The 15801-nt window shown below is 71.1% G+C and carries 20 protein-coding genes; 14 read left to right on the top strand and 6 right to left on the bottom strand.

The window, feature by feature from the left end; genetic code table 11:
* Window positions 1-65 precede the first annotated feature (65 nt).
* From ACYQ8Q_RS21730 to ACYQ8Q_RS21715, 4 genes are all read right to left on the bottom strand, one after another.
* Window positions 66-281, bottom strand: coding sequence for a hypothetical protein (locus ACYQ8Q_RS21730; RefSeq protein ID WP_460067208.1), 216 nt, complete (start codon window positions 279-281; stop codon window positions 66-68).
* Between the two features lie 29 nt (window positions 282-310).
* Window positions 311-1456 carry a S1C family serine protease gene (locus tag ACYQ8Q_RS21725; RefSeq protein ID WP_460067206.1) on the bottom strand — a complete coding sequence of 382 codons (1146 nt, stop codon included), beginning with the start codon at window positions 1454-1456 and terminating at the stop codon, window positions 311-313.
* Between the two features lie 166 nt (window positions 1457-1622).
* On the bottom strand, window positions 1623-2645 hold the full coding sequence (locus ACYQ8Q_RS21720; protein ID WP_460067204.1) for a LacI family DNA-binding transcriptional regulator: 1023 nt from the start codon (window positions 2643-2645) through the stop codon (window positions 1623-1625).
* A gap of 126 nt (window positions 2646-2771) precedes the next feature.
* Complete coding sequence (locus ACYQ8Q_RS21715; protein ID WP_460067202.1) at window positions 2772-3551, bottom strand: winged helix-turn-helix transcriptional regulator; 780 nt, start codon at window positions 3549-3551, stop codon at window positions 2772-2774.
* 194 nt (window positions 3552-3745) lie between these two features.
* On the opposite strand from ACYQ8Q_RS21715, the gene ACYQ8Q_RS21710 reads away from it, so the two are divergent.
* From ACYQ8Q_RS21710 to ACYQ8Q_RS21675, 8 genes are all read left to right on the top strand, one after another.
* A complete protein-coding gene (locus ACYQ8Q_RS21710) occupies window positions 3746-4582 on the top strand; it encodes an alpha/beta hydrolase (protein WP_460067200.1) in 837 nt (278 codons plus the stop codon).
* A gap of 67 nt (window positions 4583-4649) precedes the next feature.
* Complete coding sequence (locus ACYQ8Q_RS21705) at window positions 4650-4904, top strand: MoaD/ThiS family protein (RefSeq protein ID WP_359001209.1); 255 nt, start codon at window positions 4650-4652, stop codon at window positions 4902-4904.
* Between the two features lie 2 nt (window positions 4905-4906).
* Window positions 4907-6244 carry a hypothetical protein gene (locus ACYQ8Q_RS21700; RefSeq protein WP_460067198.1) on the top strand — a complete coding sequence of 446 codons (1338 nt, stop codon included), beginning with the start codon at window positions 4907-4909 and terminating at the stop codon, window positions 6242-6244.
* A 186-nt stretch (window positions 6245-6430) separates the two neighbouring features.
* The gene (locus ACYQ8Q_RS21695) at window positions 6431-7168 is read left to right on the top strand and encodes an LmeA family phospholipid-binding protein (RefSeq protein WP_460067197.1); all 738 of its coding nucleotides are present in this window, start codon (window positions 6431-6433) and stop codon (window positions 7166-7168) included.
* Between the two features lie 276 nt (window positions 7169-7444).
* Entirely contained in the window at window positions 7445-7528 is an 84-nt protein-coding gene (locus ACYQ8Q_RS21690; RefSeq protein ID WP_397804075.1) for an Ms5788A family Cys-rich leader peptide, read from the top strand.
* A 141-nt stretch (window positions 7529-7669) separates the two neighbouring features.
* Window positions 7670-8509: a sulfurtransferase gene (locus tag ACYQ8Q_RS21685; protein ID WP_460067195.1), complete on the top strand. Its 840-nt coding sequence runs from the start codon at window positions 7670-7672 to the stop codon at window positions 8507-8509.
* A gap of 68 nt (window positions 8510-8577) precedes the next feature.
* Window positions 8578-8865, top strand: a complete 288-nt coding sequence (locus tag ACYQ8Q_RS21680; RefSeq protein WP_020122955.1) for a DUF1416 domain-containing protein — start codon at window positions 8578-8580, stop codon at window positions 8863-8865.
* A 125-nt stretch (window positions 8866-8990) separates the two neighbouring features.
* Window positions 8991-9251, top strand: coding sequence for a DUF3099 domain-containing protein (locus ACYQ8Q_RS21675; protein WP_359001222.1), 261 nt, complete (start codon window positions 8991-8993; stop codon window positions 9249-9251).
* Here the strand turns inward: ACYQ8Q_RS21675 and ACYQ8Q_RS21670 are convergent.
* A complete protein-coding gene (locus tag ACYQ8Q_RS21670; RefSeq protein WP_460067193.1) occupies window positions 9245-9607 on the bottom strand; it encodes a DsrE family protein in 363 nt (120 codons plus the stop codon). The genes ACYQ8Q_RS21675 and ACYQ8Q_RS21670 overlap by 7 nt on opposite strands.
* Window positions 9608-9797: 190 nt before the next feature.
* On the opposite strand from ACYQ8Q_RS21670, the gene ACYQ8Q_RS21665 reads away from it, so the two are divergent.
* From ACYQ8Q_RS21665 to ygfZ, 6 genes are all read left to right on the top strand, one after another.
* Complete coding sequence (locus tag ACYQ8Q_RS21665) at window positions 9798-10463, top strand: hypothetical protein (RefSeq protein ID WP_460067191.1); 666 nt, start codon at window positions 9798-9800, stop codon at window positions 10461-10463.
* Window positions 10460-11329 (top strand): hypothetical protein, encoded by an 870-nt coding sequence (locus ACYQ8Q_RS21660; protein ID WP_460067190.1) that lies wholly within the window; start codon window positions 10460-10462, stop codon window positions 11327-11329. The genes ACYQ8Q_RS21665 and ACYQ8Q_RS21660 overlap by 4 nt, the downstream gene beginning before the upstream one ends.
* Window positions 11330-12066: 737 nt before the next feature.
* Window positions 12067-12942 (top strand): hypothetical protein, encoded by an 876-nt coding sequence (locus ACYQ8Q_RS21655; RefSeq protein WP_460067189.1) that lies wholly within the window; start codon window positions 12067-12069, stop codon window positions 12940-12942.
* Window positions 12943-13181: 239 nt separating this feature from the next.
* Window positions 13182-13757: a heme-binding beta-barrel domain-containing protein gene (locus ACYQ8Q_RS21650; protein ID WP_460067187.1), complete on the top strand. Its 576-nt coding sequence runs from the start codon at window positions 13182-13184 to the stop codon at window positions 13755-13757.
* A 15-nt stretch (window positions 13758-13772) separates the two neighbouring features.
* Window positions 13773-14240, top strand: a complete 468-nt coding sequence (locus ACYQ8Q_RS21645) for a Fur family transcriptional regulator (protein ID WP_460067185.1) — start codon at window positions 13773-13775, stop codon at window positions 14238-14240.
* A 9-nt stretch (window positions 14241-14249) separates the two neighbouring features.
* A complete protein-coding gene (gene ygfZ, locus ACYQ8Q_RS21640) occupies window positions 14250-15215 on the top strand; it encodes a CAF17-like 4Fe-4S cluster assembly/insertion protein YgfZ (protein ID WP_460067184.1) in 966 nt (321 codons plus the stop codon).
* Window positions 15216-15236: 21 nt separating this feature from the next.
* On the opposite strand, the gene dtd is transcribed toward ygfZ, so the two are convergent.
* Complete coding sequence (dtd, locus tag ACYQ8Q_RS21635; protein ID WP_460067182.1) at window positions 15237-15662, bottom strand: D-aminoacyl-tRNA deacylase; 426 nt, start codon at window positions 15660-15662, stop codon at window positions 15237-15239.
* Window positions 15663-15801: the final 139 nt, after the last annotated feature.

The following is a 15801-nucleotide window of genomic DNA, read 5'->3' as shown; positions in this document are numbered from 1 at the left end:
GGGGGACGAGACCTTCAGCCTCGCATGCTTCCCGGTCCGTTCGTAGAGAGAGGGGCTGCGGGAGATCAGCCGCGCATCGCCGTGAGGCGGTTCAGGGGGACCTTGCGGCGGTGCGGGCGGGTGGCGGGGGTGCGCAGACCCATCAGCTGCGGGGCCGCCACCTCCGGGGCCCGTACGACCAGCTGCGTCACCGGCTCGTGCAGCTCGTACGCCACGTCGAGGGCCAGGGCGAGGTCGGCCGCGCCGACGCCGGTCACCGTGTGCGAAACCTGCTTGATCATGACGTACTCCCTACTGATGCGGTGGATGGTCAGCTGTCGGAACCGCCGGCGCGCAGGGTCGCCAGGTCGGACTTGACGGTGTTGATCGGGATGGCGAAGCCGAGGCCGACGCTGCCGGCGTCCGAGGAGGAGGACGAGGACGCGGAGTACATCGCGGAGTTGATGCCGATGATGTTGCCGCTCGCGTCGATGAGCGCGCCGCCGGAGTTGCCGGGGTTGAGGGAGGCGTCCGTCTGGAGCGCCTTGTAGGTGGTGGTCGAGGTGCCGGTGTCACCGTTGAACTGCTGGCCGCCGAACTCGAACGGCCACCCGCCGCTGCCCTGCTGTTGCTGCTGCTGGCCCTGGCTCTCGTCGGTGGAGACGGTCACGTCACGGTTGAGCGCGGAGACGATGCCGCTGGTCACCGTGCCGGTGAGGCCCTCGGGGGAGCCGATCGCCACGACCTCGTCGCCGACCTGGACACCGTCGGAGTCGCCGAGGGTCGCCGCCTTCAGACCGGAGGCGTTCTCCAGCTTGATCAGCGCGAGGTCCTTCTTGCTGTCGGTGCCGACGACCTTCGCGGTGTAGGTCTTGCCGTCGCTGGTCGTCACCTTGATCGAGGAGGCGCCGGAGATGACGTGGTTGTTGGTGACGATCTCGCCGTCGCTGGTGATGATCACACCGGAGCCGGTGGAGGAGCCGTTGCTGAGGGTGGCGTTGACCTCGACGACGCTCGGGCTGACCGCCGCGGCGATCGAGGCGACGTCACCGGTCTTGCTGGACGGCACCACGCTGGTCGTGGTGGAGGAGGAGACGACCTGGTCCTTGCCGGTCAGCTCCTGTATGCCGTACGCCGTGCCGCCTCCGATGGCCGCGGCGACGATCGCCACGGCGGCGAGCAGGGCCAGGGGGCCGCGGGTGCGCTTCTTCCTGGGCTCCGGGGCGCCCGGCTCGGCCGCGACGGGGGTGAGGAGAGCGGTTCCGCCGCCGTTGCCGTCCCCGCCGGCCGGCGCGGCCTGCGTCTGCACCGGCGTCTGCCACACCGCGGTGGGCTCGACCACCGGCTGCTGCACCGGCACGTACGCCGGCGGGGGCGGCCACTCCGGGTTGACGGGGGAGGAAGCGTGCTGCTGGGCGCCCTGGTAAGGGGTGTCGAAGTTCTCGTACTCGCCGCTGCGGCGGAAGCTCTCGGTCATGGAAAGAAGCTTGTCCCGTGACCATGAGAGCTCCCTGAGTGCTCCCTGAGAACGCCGCCAGAACCTCGTATGCCCGATATAAAGGCGGAACAGGCGCCGGGCGCGGGTCTCTCAGAGGCCTCTCATACGGCGTCTCGTACGACGTCTTGTACGGCGTCTCGTACGGTCAGGCGCAGCCGCAGGAGCGGCGGGTCACCAGACGGGACGGGAACTGCTTGAGGCGTTCCCGGCGCGAGCCCGCGACCCGTACCCCGTCGTCCAGGACCAGGTCCACCGCCGCACGGGCCATCGCCGAGCGGTCCGATGCGATCGTTGTCATGGGCGGATCAGCGAGGGCGGCTTCCTTGATGTCGTCGAAGCCGATGACGGCCAGCTCGCCCGGGACGTCGATGCGCAGCTCGCGCGCCGCGCGCAGCAGACCGATCGCCTGGTCGTCGGTGGAGCAGAAGATCGCGGGCGGGCGGTCGGGGCCGGAGAGCAGGTCGAGGGCGACGCGATAGGCGTCGTAGCGGTTGTACGGCGCCTCGAAGAGCCGGCCCTCGGTGCTGAGCCCGGCCTCCGCCATGGCCTGCCGCCAGCCCTCGACGTGGTCGGAGACCGGGTCGCCGACGGAGGGGGTCTCGGCGGTGCCGCCCATACAGGCGACGTACGCGCAGCCGTGCTCCAGGAGGTGGCGGACGGCGATCCGGGCGCCGCCCAGGTCGTCGGTGACGACGGCGACGTCGTCGATGGCCTCGGGCCGCTCGTGCAGCAGCACCACCCGGGCGTCCCAGGCCTCGATCTCGGCGGCGGCCAGGTCGTTGAGGGCGTGGCTGACGAGGATCAGGCCGGAGACCCGCATCCCGAGGAACGCCCGCAGATAGTGGACCTCGCGCTCGGCGACGTAGTCGGTGTTGCCGACGAGGACCATCTTCCCGCGCTCGGAGGCGGCCTGCTCGACCGCGTGCGCCATCTCGCCGAAGAAGGGCTGGCGGGCGTCCGGGATGATCAGGCCTATGAGGTCCGTGCGCCGGGACGCCATCGCCTGGGCCACCCGGTCGGGCCGGTACCCCAGCTCCTTGATCGCGGCGAGGACACGCTCGCGCGTGGCCGGGGCGACCGGCCGGGGTCCGTTGTTGATGACGTAGCTGACGACGGCGGTGGAGGTCCCCGCCAGGCGTGCTACATCGTCCCGAGTCACCTTGGCCACGCGCGGAGTCTACGCGGATGGACCCGCTCTGGGCAGGGCGTACGTCACGTCCCTGTGCGGAAGCAATGCCTCCGCCGAGCGGATCCTGGGTGGTACCGACGGGTAACCGAGGGGTACCGGCGAGTACTACGCGTCCGCCGCGACCTCTTCGGCGCCCACGGTGACCGCGTTGTCCGAATCGTCCTCGTTTGCCTGCCCGGCCTTGGCCTTCGCGTCGTCACTCCCGCGCTCCGCCTTCTCAGGCGTAACGAATCGATAACCCACGTTCCGGACGGTGCCGATCAGCGACTCGTGCTCCGGGCCGAGCTTGGCGCGCAGCCGCCGTACGTGCACGTCGACGGTGCGGGTGCCGCCGAAGTAGTCGTAGCCCCACACCTCCTGGAGGAGCTGTGCGCGGGTGAACACCCGGCCGGGGTGCTGGGCCAGGTATTTCAGCAGCTCGAACTCCTTGAAGGTGAGGTCGAGGACCCGGCCCTTCAGCTTCGCGCTGTAGGTCGCCTCGTCCACCGACAGATCGCCGTTGCGGATCTCCATCGGGGAGTCGTCGTTGACGATCTGCTGGCGGCCCATGGCGAGCCGCAGCCGCGCCTCCACCTCCGCCGGGCCGGCGGTGTCGAGGAGGACGTCGTCGATGCCCCAGTCGGCGGTGACGGCGGCCAGGCCGCCCTCGGTGACGACGAGGATCAGCGGACAGCCGGGCCCGGTCGAGCGCAGCAGCTGGCACAGGCTGCGCACCTGCGGGAGATCGCGTCGGCCGTCGATCAGGATGACGTCGGCGCCCGGGGTGTCGACGAGCGCGGGTCCTTCCGCCGGGGCGACGCGCACGTTGTGCAGCAGCAGGCCGAGGGCGGGCAGCACCTCGGTCGACGGCTGGAGGGCATTGGTCAGGAGCAGCAGAGAACTCATATGTCTGGTTCCTCCTCGGTCCCTGCGAGGACGTTTGCGGCACTACGGCACTGCGGCACTGCACTGCACGTTCCCGAAGGCCCCGTACACCCGCGGTCACCTGGAGTTTCCCGCTTCGTATACAACGCTTCCGAAAGCACAAAAGGACCCGGGGGCTACGCTGCCCGAGTCCTCTGCCCAGCAGAATAGCCCACATGAGCAACAGCCGGGCAGGTCATGTGGGCCGTTCCGCCGTTCGTCCGAACTGTGAGACGGGCACCCGTACACCTTTGCGGACGTTTCGGCGCACCGTCGACGGGATTCCGATTGATTCCGTATACAACCCGGGTGCGGTCGTATACAACAGCTCGCCGTCATCCACCGTTCACCCGGTGTTCGTGATCGCCCACGGTTTCACCGGCGACGCCGACCGCCCCCAGGTGCGCCGGGTCGCGGAGGCCTTCGCGCGGTACGGGGCCGTCGTCACCTTCTCCTTCCGGGGCCACGGACGCTCCGGCGGGCGCTCGACGGTCGGCGACAAGGAGGTCCTCGACCTGGAGGCCGCCGTCGCGTGGGCCCGCTCGCTCGGACACGCGCGCGTGGTGACCGTCGGCTTCTCGATGGGCGGCTCGGTCGTGCTGCGGCACGCGGCCCTGCACCGGGGCGTGGACGCCGTCGTCTCCGTCAGCGCGCCCGCCCGCTGGTACTACCGGGGCACCGTCGCGATGCGCCGGGTGCACTGGCTGATCACCCGCCCCGAGGGCCGGCTGCTCGGCCGCTGGGGCTTCCGCACCCGGATCCACCACCGCGACTGGGACCCCATACCGCTCTCCCCGGCCGAGGCGGTCCCGAAGATCGCGCCCGCCCCGCTGCTGATCGTCCACGGCGACCGCGACGGCTACTTCCCCCTCGACCACCCCCGGATGCTCGCCGCGGCAGCGGGCGAGTACGGCGAACTCTGGCTGGAACCCGGCATGGGCCACGCCGAGCACGCGACCGACGACGCCCTGCTGGCCCGGATCGCGGACTGGGCGGCGGCCCGGGCGGGCTAGCCTGAACCCTGTCGGGGAACCGACGACAGACCGACCGATCCGACGAACCGATCCGAGAAGGAACGCGATGCCCAAGGTCACGGTGCGCTACTGGGCCGCCGCCAAGGCCGCGGCCGGGGTCGACGAGGAGCCGTACGACGCGGACACCCTCGCCGAGGCCCTCGACGCCGCGCGTGCGCGACACCCCGGCGAACTCACGCGTGTGCTGCGGCGATGCTCGTTCCTGATCGACGGTGACCCCGTGGGCACCCGCGCACATGAGACGGTACGGCTGGCCGACGGCGGCACGGTCGAGGTGCTCCCGCCGTTCGCAGGAGGGTGAGGATGACCGACCAGCAGCCGTACCAGCAGTATCCGGGGTACGACCAGCAGAACTGGCCCGCGCAGCAGCAGGGCCACGACGACCCGCAGGCGCACCTCCAGTACACCCAGCAGTGGCAGGGGCAGACCTGGGAGACCAGCGTCCAGCCCCCGGTCACCGCGGACCCGGCCCCCATGCCGGCCCAGGGGTACCAGGGCGGATACGCGGCACCCGCCACCGACGGGACCGCCGCGGGCCAGGCATATGCGGGTCACGCGGGCCAGCCGGGTCACGTGGGGCAGCCGGGGCACGCGGGCCAGCCGGGTCATATGGGCCACGCGGGACAGCCGGGCCTCGCGGGACAGCTGGGGCACATGAGTCACGCAGGACAGCCGGGGCACATGGGTCACATGGGTCACGCGGGAGAGCCGGGCCTTGCGGGACAGCCGGGCCACGCGGGACAGCCGGGCCACGCGGGACAGCCGGGCCACGCGGGACAGCCGGGCCAGCCCGGCCACCAGGCCTACGGGGCCCAGGCCGCCGCGCCCGCCCAACCCGAGGCGGCCGCGGCCTACGGCCCCGCCACCCTCGTCGGCAACTCCCGGATCACCGACGCCCAGCGGGCCCGGCTCGAAGGGCGTTCGCCGATCATCGAGCCCGGGATGCAGCCCGCCGCGCTCACCGCGCTGCTGGGGCTGCTGTTGTCCGGCGCGGCGGCCGTGGGGTCGTACGCCCTGCTCGTGCCGCTCGTCGCGCTCCAGGCCGTGACGGCGGCCGGCTGGTTCCGGCTGAACGGCATGTGGCCGGCCCGGCAGGGCATCGCGCTCGCCTTCCTCGGCGCGCTGGTCTCGGACGTGGCGCTGCTCGCCGCGGGCCGGGAGAACGCGCCCGCCGCGATCCTCGGCACCCTGGGCGTGTGGGTGCTGCTCTGCCTGGTGCTCCAGCTGCGTTCGCACGCCGACCCCGACGAGCGGATGTACGGCCTGATGGCGACCGTCGTCTCCGCCGCGCTGGCGATCATCGCGACCGGGCACCTCGGCGCGGACCCCGAGGCGGTGACCGTGGGCACCGCGGCCGTCGCCGTCGCCGTCCTGGCCCGCGCGCTGCCGCTGCCGACCCCGGCCTCCGTCGTCGTGTCGCTGCTCGCCGCCGCGGGCGCGGGCATCGCGGTCGGCGGGATGACCGGAATGGGCGCGCAGGGCGCGCTGCTCGGCGCGGGCGCCGCGGCGTGCGCCCTGATCGGCCACCGGGTCGCGAGCTACGACTACCCCTCCCGCTTCGTCCACTTCACCGCGGGCGTGGCCCTGCCCCTCGCGGCCGCCGCACCGGCGGTCTACGTGCTGGGCCGGGCGCTCGGCTAGGACAGGTCCCAGCCGTACCGGCGGGCCCGGACGGGCTCTGTCACAGCTGATCGACAATTCCCCGGGGGCCCTCGCCCCCGGGGTTACGGTGGTCGGCGAACCAAGCGAAAGTGCACACAGGGCAGGCAGAGCAGGCAGAGCAGACAGAGCAGACCGACCGTCAGGCCATCCGGGGGATCAACGGCAATGCGCGCGCTTCGAATACTGCTGGTCATCGTCGTGGTCCTGGGGGGCCTCTTCGTCCTCGCGGACCGTCTCGCCGTCCACTTCGCCGAGGGCGAGGTCGCGGACAAGCTGAAGACCACCGAGGGCCTCGCCACCACCCCCGACGTGTCCATCAAGGGCTTCCCCTTCCTCACCCAGCTGGCCGGCGGCTCGCTGGACGACGTCGAGGTGGGCATCGAGGACTACGAGGCCGACACCGGTGTCAACGGGCAGACCCTCCGCATCGACGACCTCCGGGCCGACATGAAGGGCGTCGCGTTCTCCGGCGACTACAGCTCCGCCACCGCCACCACGGCCTCCGGTACGGCGACCGTCGCCTACGACGAGCTTCTGAAGACCGCCAAGTCCGAGGAGACCCGGGTCGCGCCCGGACTCACCGCCGAGGTCGTCGGCCTCTCCGACGGCGGCAACGGCAAGATCAAGGTCACCGTCGAGGCGACCGTCCTGGGCGTGAAGCTGAAGGAGCCGGTCTCCGTGCTGAGCACGGTCAGCGTCGAGGGCGACACCGTCCGGGTGCACGCCGACTCGCTCCCCGACTTCCGCGGGGTGACGGCCGCCGAGAACGAGGTCCGCTCCGTCACCGACTTCCAGCAGAAGATCGAGGGGCTGCCCGGCGGCATCAGCCTCGACAAGGTGCAGGCGGGGAAGAACGGTGTGGAGATCACGGTGAAGGGTTCGAACGTCCGGCTCGCCGGGTAGGACCCCTGGCGCGCCGGCCCGACCGGATCCGGCCCCGGCGACATCCAGGACATTCGGACGGCCGACGTCCGACCCGACGTCCGACCCGATGTCCGCCCCGAAGTCCGACAGGCGAGACGCCGCCGTCCGAACCGTAGATGTGACGACGGATACATCCGCCCGGAGCCCCCGCGGGGACGGACCGGACGCCTTCCTCGTCCCGACATGTGGACGATCGCATCTCATCATCCGGCCAGCTGATGACACGCCCGCCTGTCCGTCCCTACGATCGACCGCATGATGCAGCGACAGGCGGATCTCACGAAGCGGCGGGCAGTAGACCTGTGCCGCGTCGCCGCCATGCTCTGTCGCCCTGTCTGACAGCGGAAGCGCCGCCGGCCTTCCGCGCCTCCCGGCGCCCTCGATCCGAGGGCATCCGTGCGCCGGCCGCCGGCGAGACCCGGCCGCGCACCCCCTCTTTCTTGCACACCCCCGCCGCAACTGCCCCGGAGGAGAACGAGCATGAGCCGCAACGACGTCCTGGTCGACGCCGACTGGGTCGAGGCCAACCTCGACAACGCCGACATCGCCATCGTCGAGGTCGACGAGGACACGTCGGCCTACGAGAAGAACCACATCCGCAACGCCATCCGGATCGACTGGACCCAGGACCTCCAGGACCCGGTCCGCCGTGACTTCATCGACCAGGAGGGCTTCGAGAAGCTCCTCTCGGCCAAGGGCATCGGCAACGACACCCTGGTGATCCTCTACGGCGGCAACAACAACTGGTTCGCGTCCTACGCGTACTGGTACTTCAAGCTGTACGGCCACGAGAACGTCAAGCTTCTCGACGGCGGCCGCAAGAAGTGGGAGCTGGACGCCCGCGAGCTGGTCGAGGAGGTCCCGGCGCGCGCCGAGACCGCCTACACCGCCAAGCCGCAGAACACCGCGATCCGCGCCTTCCGTGACGACGTCGTCGCCGCGATCGGCGCGCAGAACCTGGTCGACGTGCGGTCGCCCGACGAGTTCTCCGGCAAGCTGCTCGCCCCGGCCCACCTGCCGCAGGAGCAGTCCCAGCGCCCGGGCCACGTCCCGACCGCCCGCAACATCCCGTGGTCGAAGAACGCCAACGACGACGGCACCTTCAAGTCGGACGACGAGCTCAAGGAGCTCTACGCCGCCGAGCAGGTGGACCTCGCCAAGGACACCATCGCCTACTGCCGTATCGGCGAGCGCTCGGCCCTGACCTGGTTCGTCCTGCACGAGCTGCTCGGTGTCGAGAACGTCAAGAACTACGACGGCTCCTGGACCGAGTACGGCTCCCTGGTCGGCGTGCCGATCGAGCTCGGCGCCAACAAGTAACCCACCCAGCCCGCAATCCCGACCGACCGGCCTTCCTTCCGTCCGGTCAGACCCCGATGGAGAAAGACATGTGTGGAGCGAAGGCCGGCGGCCCGGACGCCTCGACGATCAAGCCCGGTGAGACCACGATCCAGGGCCAGGTGACCCGCGACGGCGAGCCGGTGGTCGGATACGTCCGGCTGCTCGACTCGACCGGCGAGTTCACCGCGGAGGTCCCCACCTCCGCCACGGGACAGTTCCGCTTCTACGCGGCCGAGGGCACCTGGACCGTCCGCGCCCTCGTCCCCGGCGCCACCGCCGACCGTACGGTCGTCGCCCAGCAGGGCGGACTCGCGGAGGTCGCGATCGCGGTCTGAGGACCGCAGGGCTCGGGCGGTCTGTGACGGACGCCTGGTGACGGACGCCTGATGACTGAGGGCCGTACCCCGGGGATGACCCCGCGGGTACGGCCCTCGGCCGTTGCCGGACCTACGCTGGAAGCATGTACGCGCGGCGGCGCCACCTCTACTTCGCCATGATGGGCACCTGCATCGGCCTGTTCGTCCTGGCCTGGGCCGTCGTGCGCATCTGGTCGGTGCCGGTGGCGGTCGGCATGTGCGTGGTCGCCATGGTCATCCCGCCGCTCGCGGCGATGGTCGCCAACCGGCGCGGCCCGGAGGACCGCTGGTGGGACGACCCCTCCGGCGACCCGGAGTCCGACGAGTGGTGGGACGAACTGGACGGCAAGAAGCGCCGTCAGTAGACCAGTGCCTGGGTGTCCTCGGCCAGGGCCTCCTGCACGAACACCTGCGCACCCGCGATCCGTACGCCGTCGATGACGTCCTTCTCCGTGATGTCCCGCCGGGCCGCGCACTGCGTGCAGAGCGTGAGCCGCCCGCCGGCCAGCACCGACTCCAGGAGATCGGGCAGCGGGGCGGCGTGCGGCAGCTCGAACTCGGCCGCCCGGCCCGGCAGCGCGAACCACGCGGACTCCCCGGTCAGCCACAGCGACACCTCGACCCCGCTGGCCACGGCCACCGCCGCGACCGTGAACGCCTGCGAGCACCGCTCGGGGGCGTCGGCCCCGGCGGTCACCTTGATCACGAGCTTCTTCGCCATGCCCGAATCGTAATCAACTCCCTTACAACTCACGGTGTTGATCATGTGTCTCCTGTGCAGCGCCGATGCGGACACGGATGTCGGCGCTGCATCCACGGAGGGGGACGGTGTGCCGGAAGAGGTTCATGAAAGACCGCGGGAGGCTCCCGTACGAAGGAGGGGCCGTACGGCGTCGCTGATCGCCGGTGCCGTGGTGCTCGGCCTGGTGGCCGGGGCCTGCGCCGGCTATCTGGTCCAGGCCGACCGGGAGCCGACGAAGCTGCCTTCCCTCTCACAGCCGACGATGCCGCAGGCGAAGGGGCCCGCCCCCGAGCCGCTGGCGGCGGCGCGGGACCGTCAGGTGAAGACCGACGGCGACCTGCGCAAGCTGCTGCTGACGAAGCCGAAGGGCACCAAGGACGCCTCCTGGCTCGAGGGCCAGGACGGCTGGCTGGACCTGGCCGCCTACGCCGACTCCTACGAGAAGCCGGAGGAGATGTTCGGCGACCTGGTCGGCAACGAGTTCCGCAGGGTCGCCGTCACCGGCTGGGAAGCGGGCAGCTCGTACACCGTGGAGCTGCGGCTGGTGCAGTTCCGGCAGGAGGAGACGGTCGCGGCCGCCGACTACTGCGACAACGGCCAGTACTGGGCGGAGAAGGAGGCCTCCACCGACAGCTGGCCGATCGCCGGTACCGGCACGGGGATGGCGTACGTCCACCGCAAGCCGAAGACCGAGGCCGGGTACCTGCCGCTCTACAGCGCGGAGGCGCACGCCTGGCGCGGCGACATCGCCATGGAGGTCTGGATCTACGGGTCCGAGGCGATCAGCAAGAAGACGGTCATGGACCTGGCCGAGCGGCAGATGGAGCGGCTGTGAGCGAGCAGGAGTACGAGGCCGGGGGAGCCGGCTCGGTGGGCCCGGTGGAGCCGGTGGGCCCCGAACTGATCGTGGCACCGGCCGAACCCGCCGACCCCGCCGCACAGCGCAGGCGGCGGCGTCGGGCCGCGGCCGTCGCGGGGTCCCTGGTGCTGGCCGGGGCCGTGGTCGCGGGGGTCGGCTTCACGGTCGTCACCGTGCGGGACGCCGACCGGGACGCCGGGGAGCCCGTGTGGAAGTTCCCGAAGGAGACGCCGGCGTCCGAGCAGCCGGAGTGGCCCGGGGCGAGCGGTACCGGCCTGGCCGCGATGCTCGTCCCGTACGGCACGGAGGGGTTCACCCGGGGGCCGGACATTGGTGAGTTCGGCGCCGACGCGCAGCTCAGCGGGGAGCGGGCGGCCGCCCTGCGCAAGGAGTCGCTGAAGGATCTGCCGCGGTCGCAGCGCAAGCGGCTGGAGCAGCGGATCGACAAGCAGCGCATCAAGGGCATGGCGATGCGCAGCTACCTCAGCGAGGAGACCAGTGCCCTCGATGTGAACGAGGGGGTGTACTCCGTCAGCATCACGCTGTCCCAGATGGACAACAAGGCGGCGGTGCGGGACATCGCCACCTTCCAGGGCGAGTTCCTCGACGCGCTGGACATCTTCCGCAAGGGGCCGCAGATCAAGGGCCACAAGAACGCGAAGTGCTTCCTGCCGCCCAAGGACGCCGACTCCGACCTCGAGGGCATGTTCTGCTCCGCGTACGTGGGCGAGGTCCTGGTCAGCCTGAACGCCGAGGCCGTCAAGCCACTCGACACCAAGGGAGTCGCCTTGCTCCTGAGCGAACAACTCGACCGCATCGCGGAACCGGGGGAGGCGGTATGACCGACGAACGGCCCCCGATCCCGCCTGACGCGGCTCCCCCACAGACAGCGCCCGCCCCGAAGCAAAACGAATCCGCAGCGGCTGCCGAGAAGCCACTCGAAGCCGCGGCGCCCGCTCCGCAGCCGCACGAAGCCGCGGCGGCTGCACCGAAGCCGCACGAAGCCGCGGTATCCGGCCCGGAGCCGCACGAAGCCGCGGCGGCTGCTCCGAAGCCGCTCGGAGTCGCGGTGTCCGGCCCGGAGCCGCACGAAGCCGCGGCGGCTGCTGGGGAGCCGCTCGGAGCCGCGGCGCCCGATCCGGAGCTGCACGAACCTGGGGTGTCCGACCCGAAGCAACACGAATCCGCAGCGGCTGCTGGGGAGCCACTCGAAGCCGCGGTGTCCGGCCTTGAGCCGCATGAAGCCGCGGTGGCTGCCGGCGAGCCGCTCGGAGCCGCGGTGCCCGCTCCGGAGTCGCACGAACCTGCGGTGTCCGATTCGGAGCCGCACGAAACGGCGGCGGCTGCTGGGGAGGCGCTCGGAGCTGCGGTGTCCGGCCTGGAGCCGCATGAAGCCGCGGTGGCTGCTGGGGAGGCGCTCGGAGCTGCGGTGTCCGGCCTGGAGCCGTACGAAGCCGCGGTGGCTGCTTCGGAGCCGCTCGGAGCTGCGGCGCCCGCTTCGGAGCCGCACGAACCTGCGGCGGCTGCTTCGGAGCCGCTCGGAGCCGCGGTGTCCGGCCCAAAGCAGCATGAAGCCGCGGTGGCTGCCGGGGAGTCGCTGGGAGCCGCGGGTGCCGGTGGTGGGGACGTGGTACCGGGGCCGGCCGTGCTCGACGACGAAAGCCGCACGGGTGGGGAAGCAGGAGGCGAGGCGGTTCGTGGTGCCCGGTTGCGCGGCATCCTGCGCTGGGCAGCCGCGGTGACCGTCTTCGCCCTGGTCGGCGCGTCCACCGCGTACGGCATCACGAGGATGGACCGCACGGACGTACCGGGTCTGGAGACGCGGTCCGACGGCCGGTGGGCGTACCCGACGCTCACCAGGCCGCCCCTCCCCTCCGGCAGCCCCGCCCCCTTCACCCGGGCCAACCCCTCCGGAGCCCACTACGCCGACCTGCGCGCCCTCGTGCTGCCCGCCCCCGAGGGCGCGACGCAGGACAAGACGCTGGCCGGCGCCGACGGCTGGCTGGCGACGAAGGACTTCCTGAAGGAGTTCGAGGAGACCCGGCGGGGCGACATCCAGGACAAGCTCGTGGACGCCGGCCTCAGGCACATCGCGGCCCGCGGCTGGACCACCCCGGACGGTGTCACCACCCGGGTCTACCTGCTGCGATTCGGCTCGGTCGCCGTCACCGAGCAGGTCCTCGGCGACGACCTCACGCGCTACGACGGCCCGGTCTACCCGGTCCGCGGCGCCGACGCCTACGAGCGGGACGAGGACTTCCCGCTGACCCCCCAGTCCAAGAACGTCGCGCTGACGCCGTACGCGGAGACGAAGCCGTACGGCAGTGAGCAGGTCCGCCTCGCGTACCTGAGCGCCGGCGACGTCCTGGCGATGATCGTGCAGGCCGGGAAGGGCGGCATGCCGGTGATCCCGTTCCAGCAGACGGTGGTCCTCCAGAGCGAACTGCTGGAGTGACCGCGCGGCGCCCGTGAGGGCCCACCTCACACGGAGGGCCGGTCCCCGGCCGCGTAAGCTGGGGGCCGGCCCTGTGTACGTACGGAACCAAACACGCTCATCCGAGGAGCACCCCGTGGAGATCTTCTTCGAAACCCTGCTGGTCCTGGTCTGCGTCGGCGTCCTCGCCTTCGCCGCCCTGACCGTGAAGAAGCTGTACCAGGGCCAGCGCTGACCGACCGATCCAGGAACTGCCAACCATGATCGAGATCCCGTCCGACCTCCACAAGGACCTCGTCCCCCTCGCCTTCCTGCTGGGCACGTGGGCGGGCGCCGGGGTGCACGACTTCCCCGGTGCGCAGAAGTGCAACTTCGGGCAGGAGGTCACCTTCGGCCACGACGGCCGTGACTTCCTGGAGTACCGGTCCCACACCTGGGTCCTGGACAACGACGGCAACAAGGTCCGTCCCCTGGAGTCCGAGTCCGGCTTCTGGCGGATCGACGGCTCCCGCAAGGTCGAGGTGACGATGACCCGCGACGACGGCGTCATCGAGATCTGGTACGGCGAGATGGCCGACAAGAAGCCGCAGATCGACCTGTTCACGGACGCCGTCGCCCGCACGGCCGCCTCCCGCCCCTACACCGGCGGCAAGCGGCTCTACGGCTACGTCAAGAGCGACCTGATGTGGGTCGGGGAGAAGCAGACCCCCGAGGTGGAGCTGCGCCCCTACATGTCGGCCCATCTGAAGAAGGTCGTCACGCCCGAGGACGTCGAGCGCTGGGCCAAGGCCCTGCCCGACGACATGCCCGACGACGGCATCGCGTTCTTCAAGTAGTTCTAGACTTCCCGTGTGGTGAACACCGACTGGAAGAGCGACCTCAGGCAGCGCGGCTACCGGCTGACGCCGCAGCGGCAACTCGTGCTGGAAGCCGTGGACACCCTTGAGCACGCGACCCCCGACGACATCCTCACGGAAGTGAAGAGGACGGCTTCGGGGGTCAACATTTCCACCGTCTACCGGACCCTGGAGCTCCTGGAGGAGCTGGGCCTGGTCAGCCATGCCCATCTGGGGCACGGCGCGCCGACGTACCACCTCGCCGACCGGCACCACCACATCCACCTGGTCTGCCGGGACTGTGAGAACGTCATCGAGGCGGATGTGCAGGTGGCCGCCGAGTTCACCGCCAAGCTGCGGGAGACCTTCGGCTTCGAGACGGACATGAAGCACTTCGCGATCTTCGGCCGGTGCCGGGACTGCACGTCCAAGGCCGTGGCGGACGGACGTTCGACCGCCAAGGGTTCCCTTACCGAGTCGTAGGCTTGGCGCATGAAGAGCCCTCTGCTGTCCCTGCCCGGCGCCGTCCCCGCCGAGGGCGTGGACGAAGGTGTCGCCGCCCACTACGGCGACCTGTTCCGCGAGCAGCGCGCCCTCGCCGACGGCACCGGTTTCGTCGACCTCTCGCACCGCGGAGTCGTCACCGTCACCGGCGGCGACCGGCTGAGCTGGCTGCATCTGCTGCTCACCCAGCACGTCAGCGACCTCCCGGCCGGCCAGGCCGCCGAGGCCCTGATCCTCTCCGCGCACGGCCACATCGAGCACGCGCTCTACCTCGTCGACGACGGCACCACGGTCTGGGCCCATGTCGAGCCCGGCACCCGGGAGGCGCTCCTCGCCTACCTGGAGTCGATGAAGTTCTTCTACCGGGTCGAGGTCGCCGACCGCACCGCCGACACCGCCGTCGTCCACCTCCCGGCCGGCTCCATCGCCGAGGTGCCCGAGGGCACCGTCGTCCGCGAGACGCCGTACGGCCGCGATCTCTTCCTCCCGCGCGCGGACCTGGAGTCGTACGCCGGGAAGGCGGGCCCCGCGGCGGGGATCCTGGCCCATGAGGCCCTGCGCGTCGAGCAGCACCGGCCCCGCGTCGGCTTCGAGACCGACCACCGCACCATCCCGCACGAACTGGGCTGGATCGGCACCGCGGTCCACCTCCAGAAGGGCTGCTACCGCGGCCAGGAGACGGTCGCCCGGGTCCAGAACCTGGGCAAGCCGCCCCGCCGCCTGGTCTTCCTGCACCTCGACGGCAGCGAGGTCCACCTCCCGCCCCACGGCACCGAGCTCCGGGTCGCCGACGAGGCCCCCGACGGCCGCAAGATCGGCTTCATCACGACCTCGGTACGCCACCACGAACTGGGCCCGGTGGCCCTGGCCCTGGTCAAGCGGAACGTCCCCGTGGACGCCCCGCTGATGGCCGGCACCACGGCGGCGGCCCAGGAGACGGTGGTCGAGCCGTAAGCCGCCTCATGTCCCCGGGGCTCAGATCTCCAGGAGGACCGTGAAGGGGCCGTCGTTCGTCAGCGACACCCGCATCCGCGCCCCGAACCGGCCCGTCGCGACGGTGGCCCCCAGCGCCCGCAGCTGCGCCACGACCTCCTCGACCAGGGGCTCGGCGAGGGGCCCCGGGGCGGCGGCGTTCCAGGTGGGCCGCCGTCCCTTGCGCGCGTCGCCGTACAGGGTGAACTGGCTGATCACCAGCAGCGGGGCGTCGATGTCGCTGCACGACTTCTCCTCGTGCAGCATCCGCACCGACCACAGCTTGCGGGCGAGCTGGGCGGCCTTCTCCTTGGTGTCCTCGTGGGTCACCCCCACCAGCACGCACAGCCCCTCGCCGGCGATCTCCCCGACCGTCTCCCCGTCGACGACCACACTCGCGCCGTCCACCCTCTGCACCACTGCTCGCATGCCGACCATCATGCCGGGTGCCCCGCACGGACTCACGAAGGGCCCATTTTTGATCCTTTAGGCCCTGTCTGGGGCCGTTCGGGGGGACTCGGTCACCTCGCGGCGACTTGGGGTGGCACGATGCTTTCCACCACACGCC

Source organism: Streptomyces sp. YKOK-I1 (genome assembly GCF_054660435.1).
This window is presented reverse-complemented; position numbering and strand designations above follow the sequence as displayed.

Coding starts and splice junctions, on each gene's coding strand:
- ACYQ8Q_RS21730 (WP_460067208.1), bottom strand. CDS start 281: ATGATCAAGCAGGTTTCGCACACGGTGACCGGCGTCGGCGCGGCCGAC.
- ACYQ8Q_RS21725 (WP_460067206.1), bottom strand. CDS start 1,456: ATGACCGAGAGCTTCCGCCGCAGCGGCGAGTACGAGAACTTCGACACC.
- ACYQ8Q_RS21715 (WP_460067202.1), bottom strand. CDS start 3,551: ATGAGTTCTCTGCTGCTCCTGACCAATGCCCTCCAGCCGTCGACCGAG.
- ACYQ8Q_RS21710 (WP_460067200.1), top strand. CDS start 3,746: ATGAGCAACAGCCGGGCAGGTCATGTGGGCCGTTCCGCCGTTCGTCCG.
- ACYQ8Q_RS21705 (WP_359001209.1), top strand. CDS start 4,650: ATGCCCAAGGTCACGGTGCGCTACTGGGCCGCCGCCAAGGCCGCGGCC.
- ACYQ8Q_RS21700 (WP_460067198.1), top strand. CDS start 4,907: ATGACCGACCAGCAGCCGTACCAGCAGTATCCGGGGTACGACCAGCAG.
- ACYQ8Q_RS21695 (WP_460067197.1), top strand. CDS start 6,431: ATGCGCGCGCTTCGAATACTGCTGGTCATCGTCGTGGTCCTGGGGGGC.
- ACYQ8Q_RS21690 (WP_397804075.1), top strand. CDS start 7,445: ATGATGCAGCGACAGGCGGATCTCACGAAGCGGCGGGCAGTAGACCTG.
- ACYQ8Q_RS21685 (WP_460067195.1), top strand. CDS start 7,670: ATGAGCCGCAACGACGTCCTGGTCGACGCCGACTGGGTCGAGGCCAAC.
- ACYQ8Q_RS21680 (WP_020122955.1), top strand. CDS start 8,578: ATGTGTGGAGCGAAGGCCGGCGGCCCGGACGCCTCGACGATCAAGCCC.
- ACYQ8Q_RS21675 (WP_359001222.1), top strand. CDS start 8,991: ATGTACGCGCGGCGGCGCCACCTCTACTTCGCCATGATGGGCACCTGC.
- ACYQ8Q_RS21670 (WP_460067193.1), bottom strand. CDS start 9,607: ATGGCGAAGAAGCTCGTGATCAAGGTGACCGCCGGGGCCGACGCCCCC.
- ACYQ8Q_RS21650 (WP_460067187.1), top strand. CDS start 13,182: ATGATCGAGATCCCGTCCGACCTCCACAAGGACCTCGTCCCCCTCGCC.
- ygfZ (WP_460067184.1), top strand. CDS start 14,250: ATGAAGAGCCCTCTGCTGTCCCTGCCCGGCGCCGTCCCCGCCGAGGGC.
- dtd (WP_460067182.1), bottom strand. CDS start 15,662: ATGCGAGCAGTGGTGCAGAGGGTGGACGGCGCGAGTGTGGTCGTCGAC.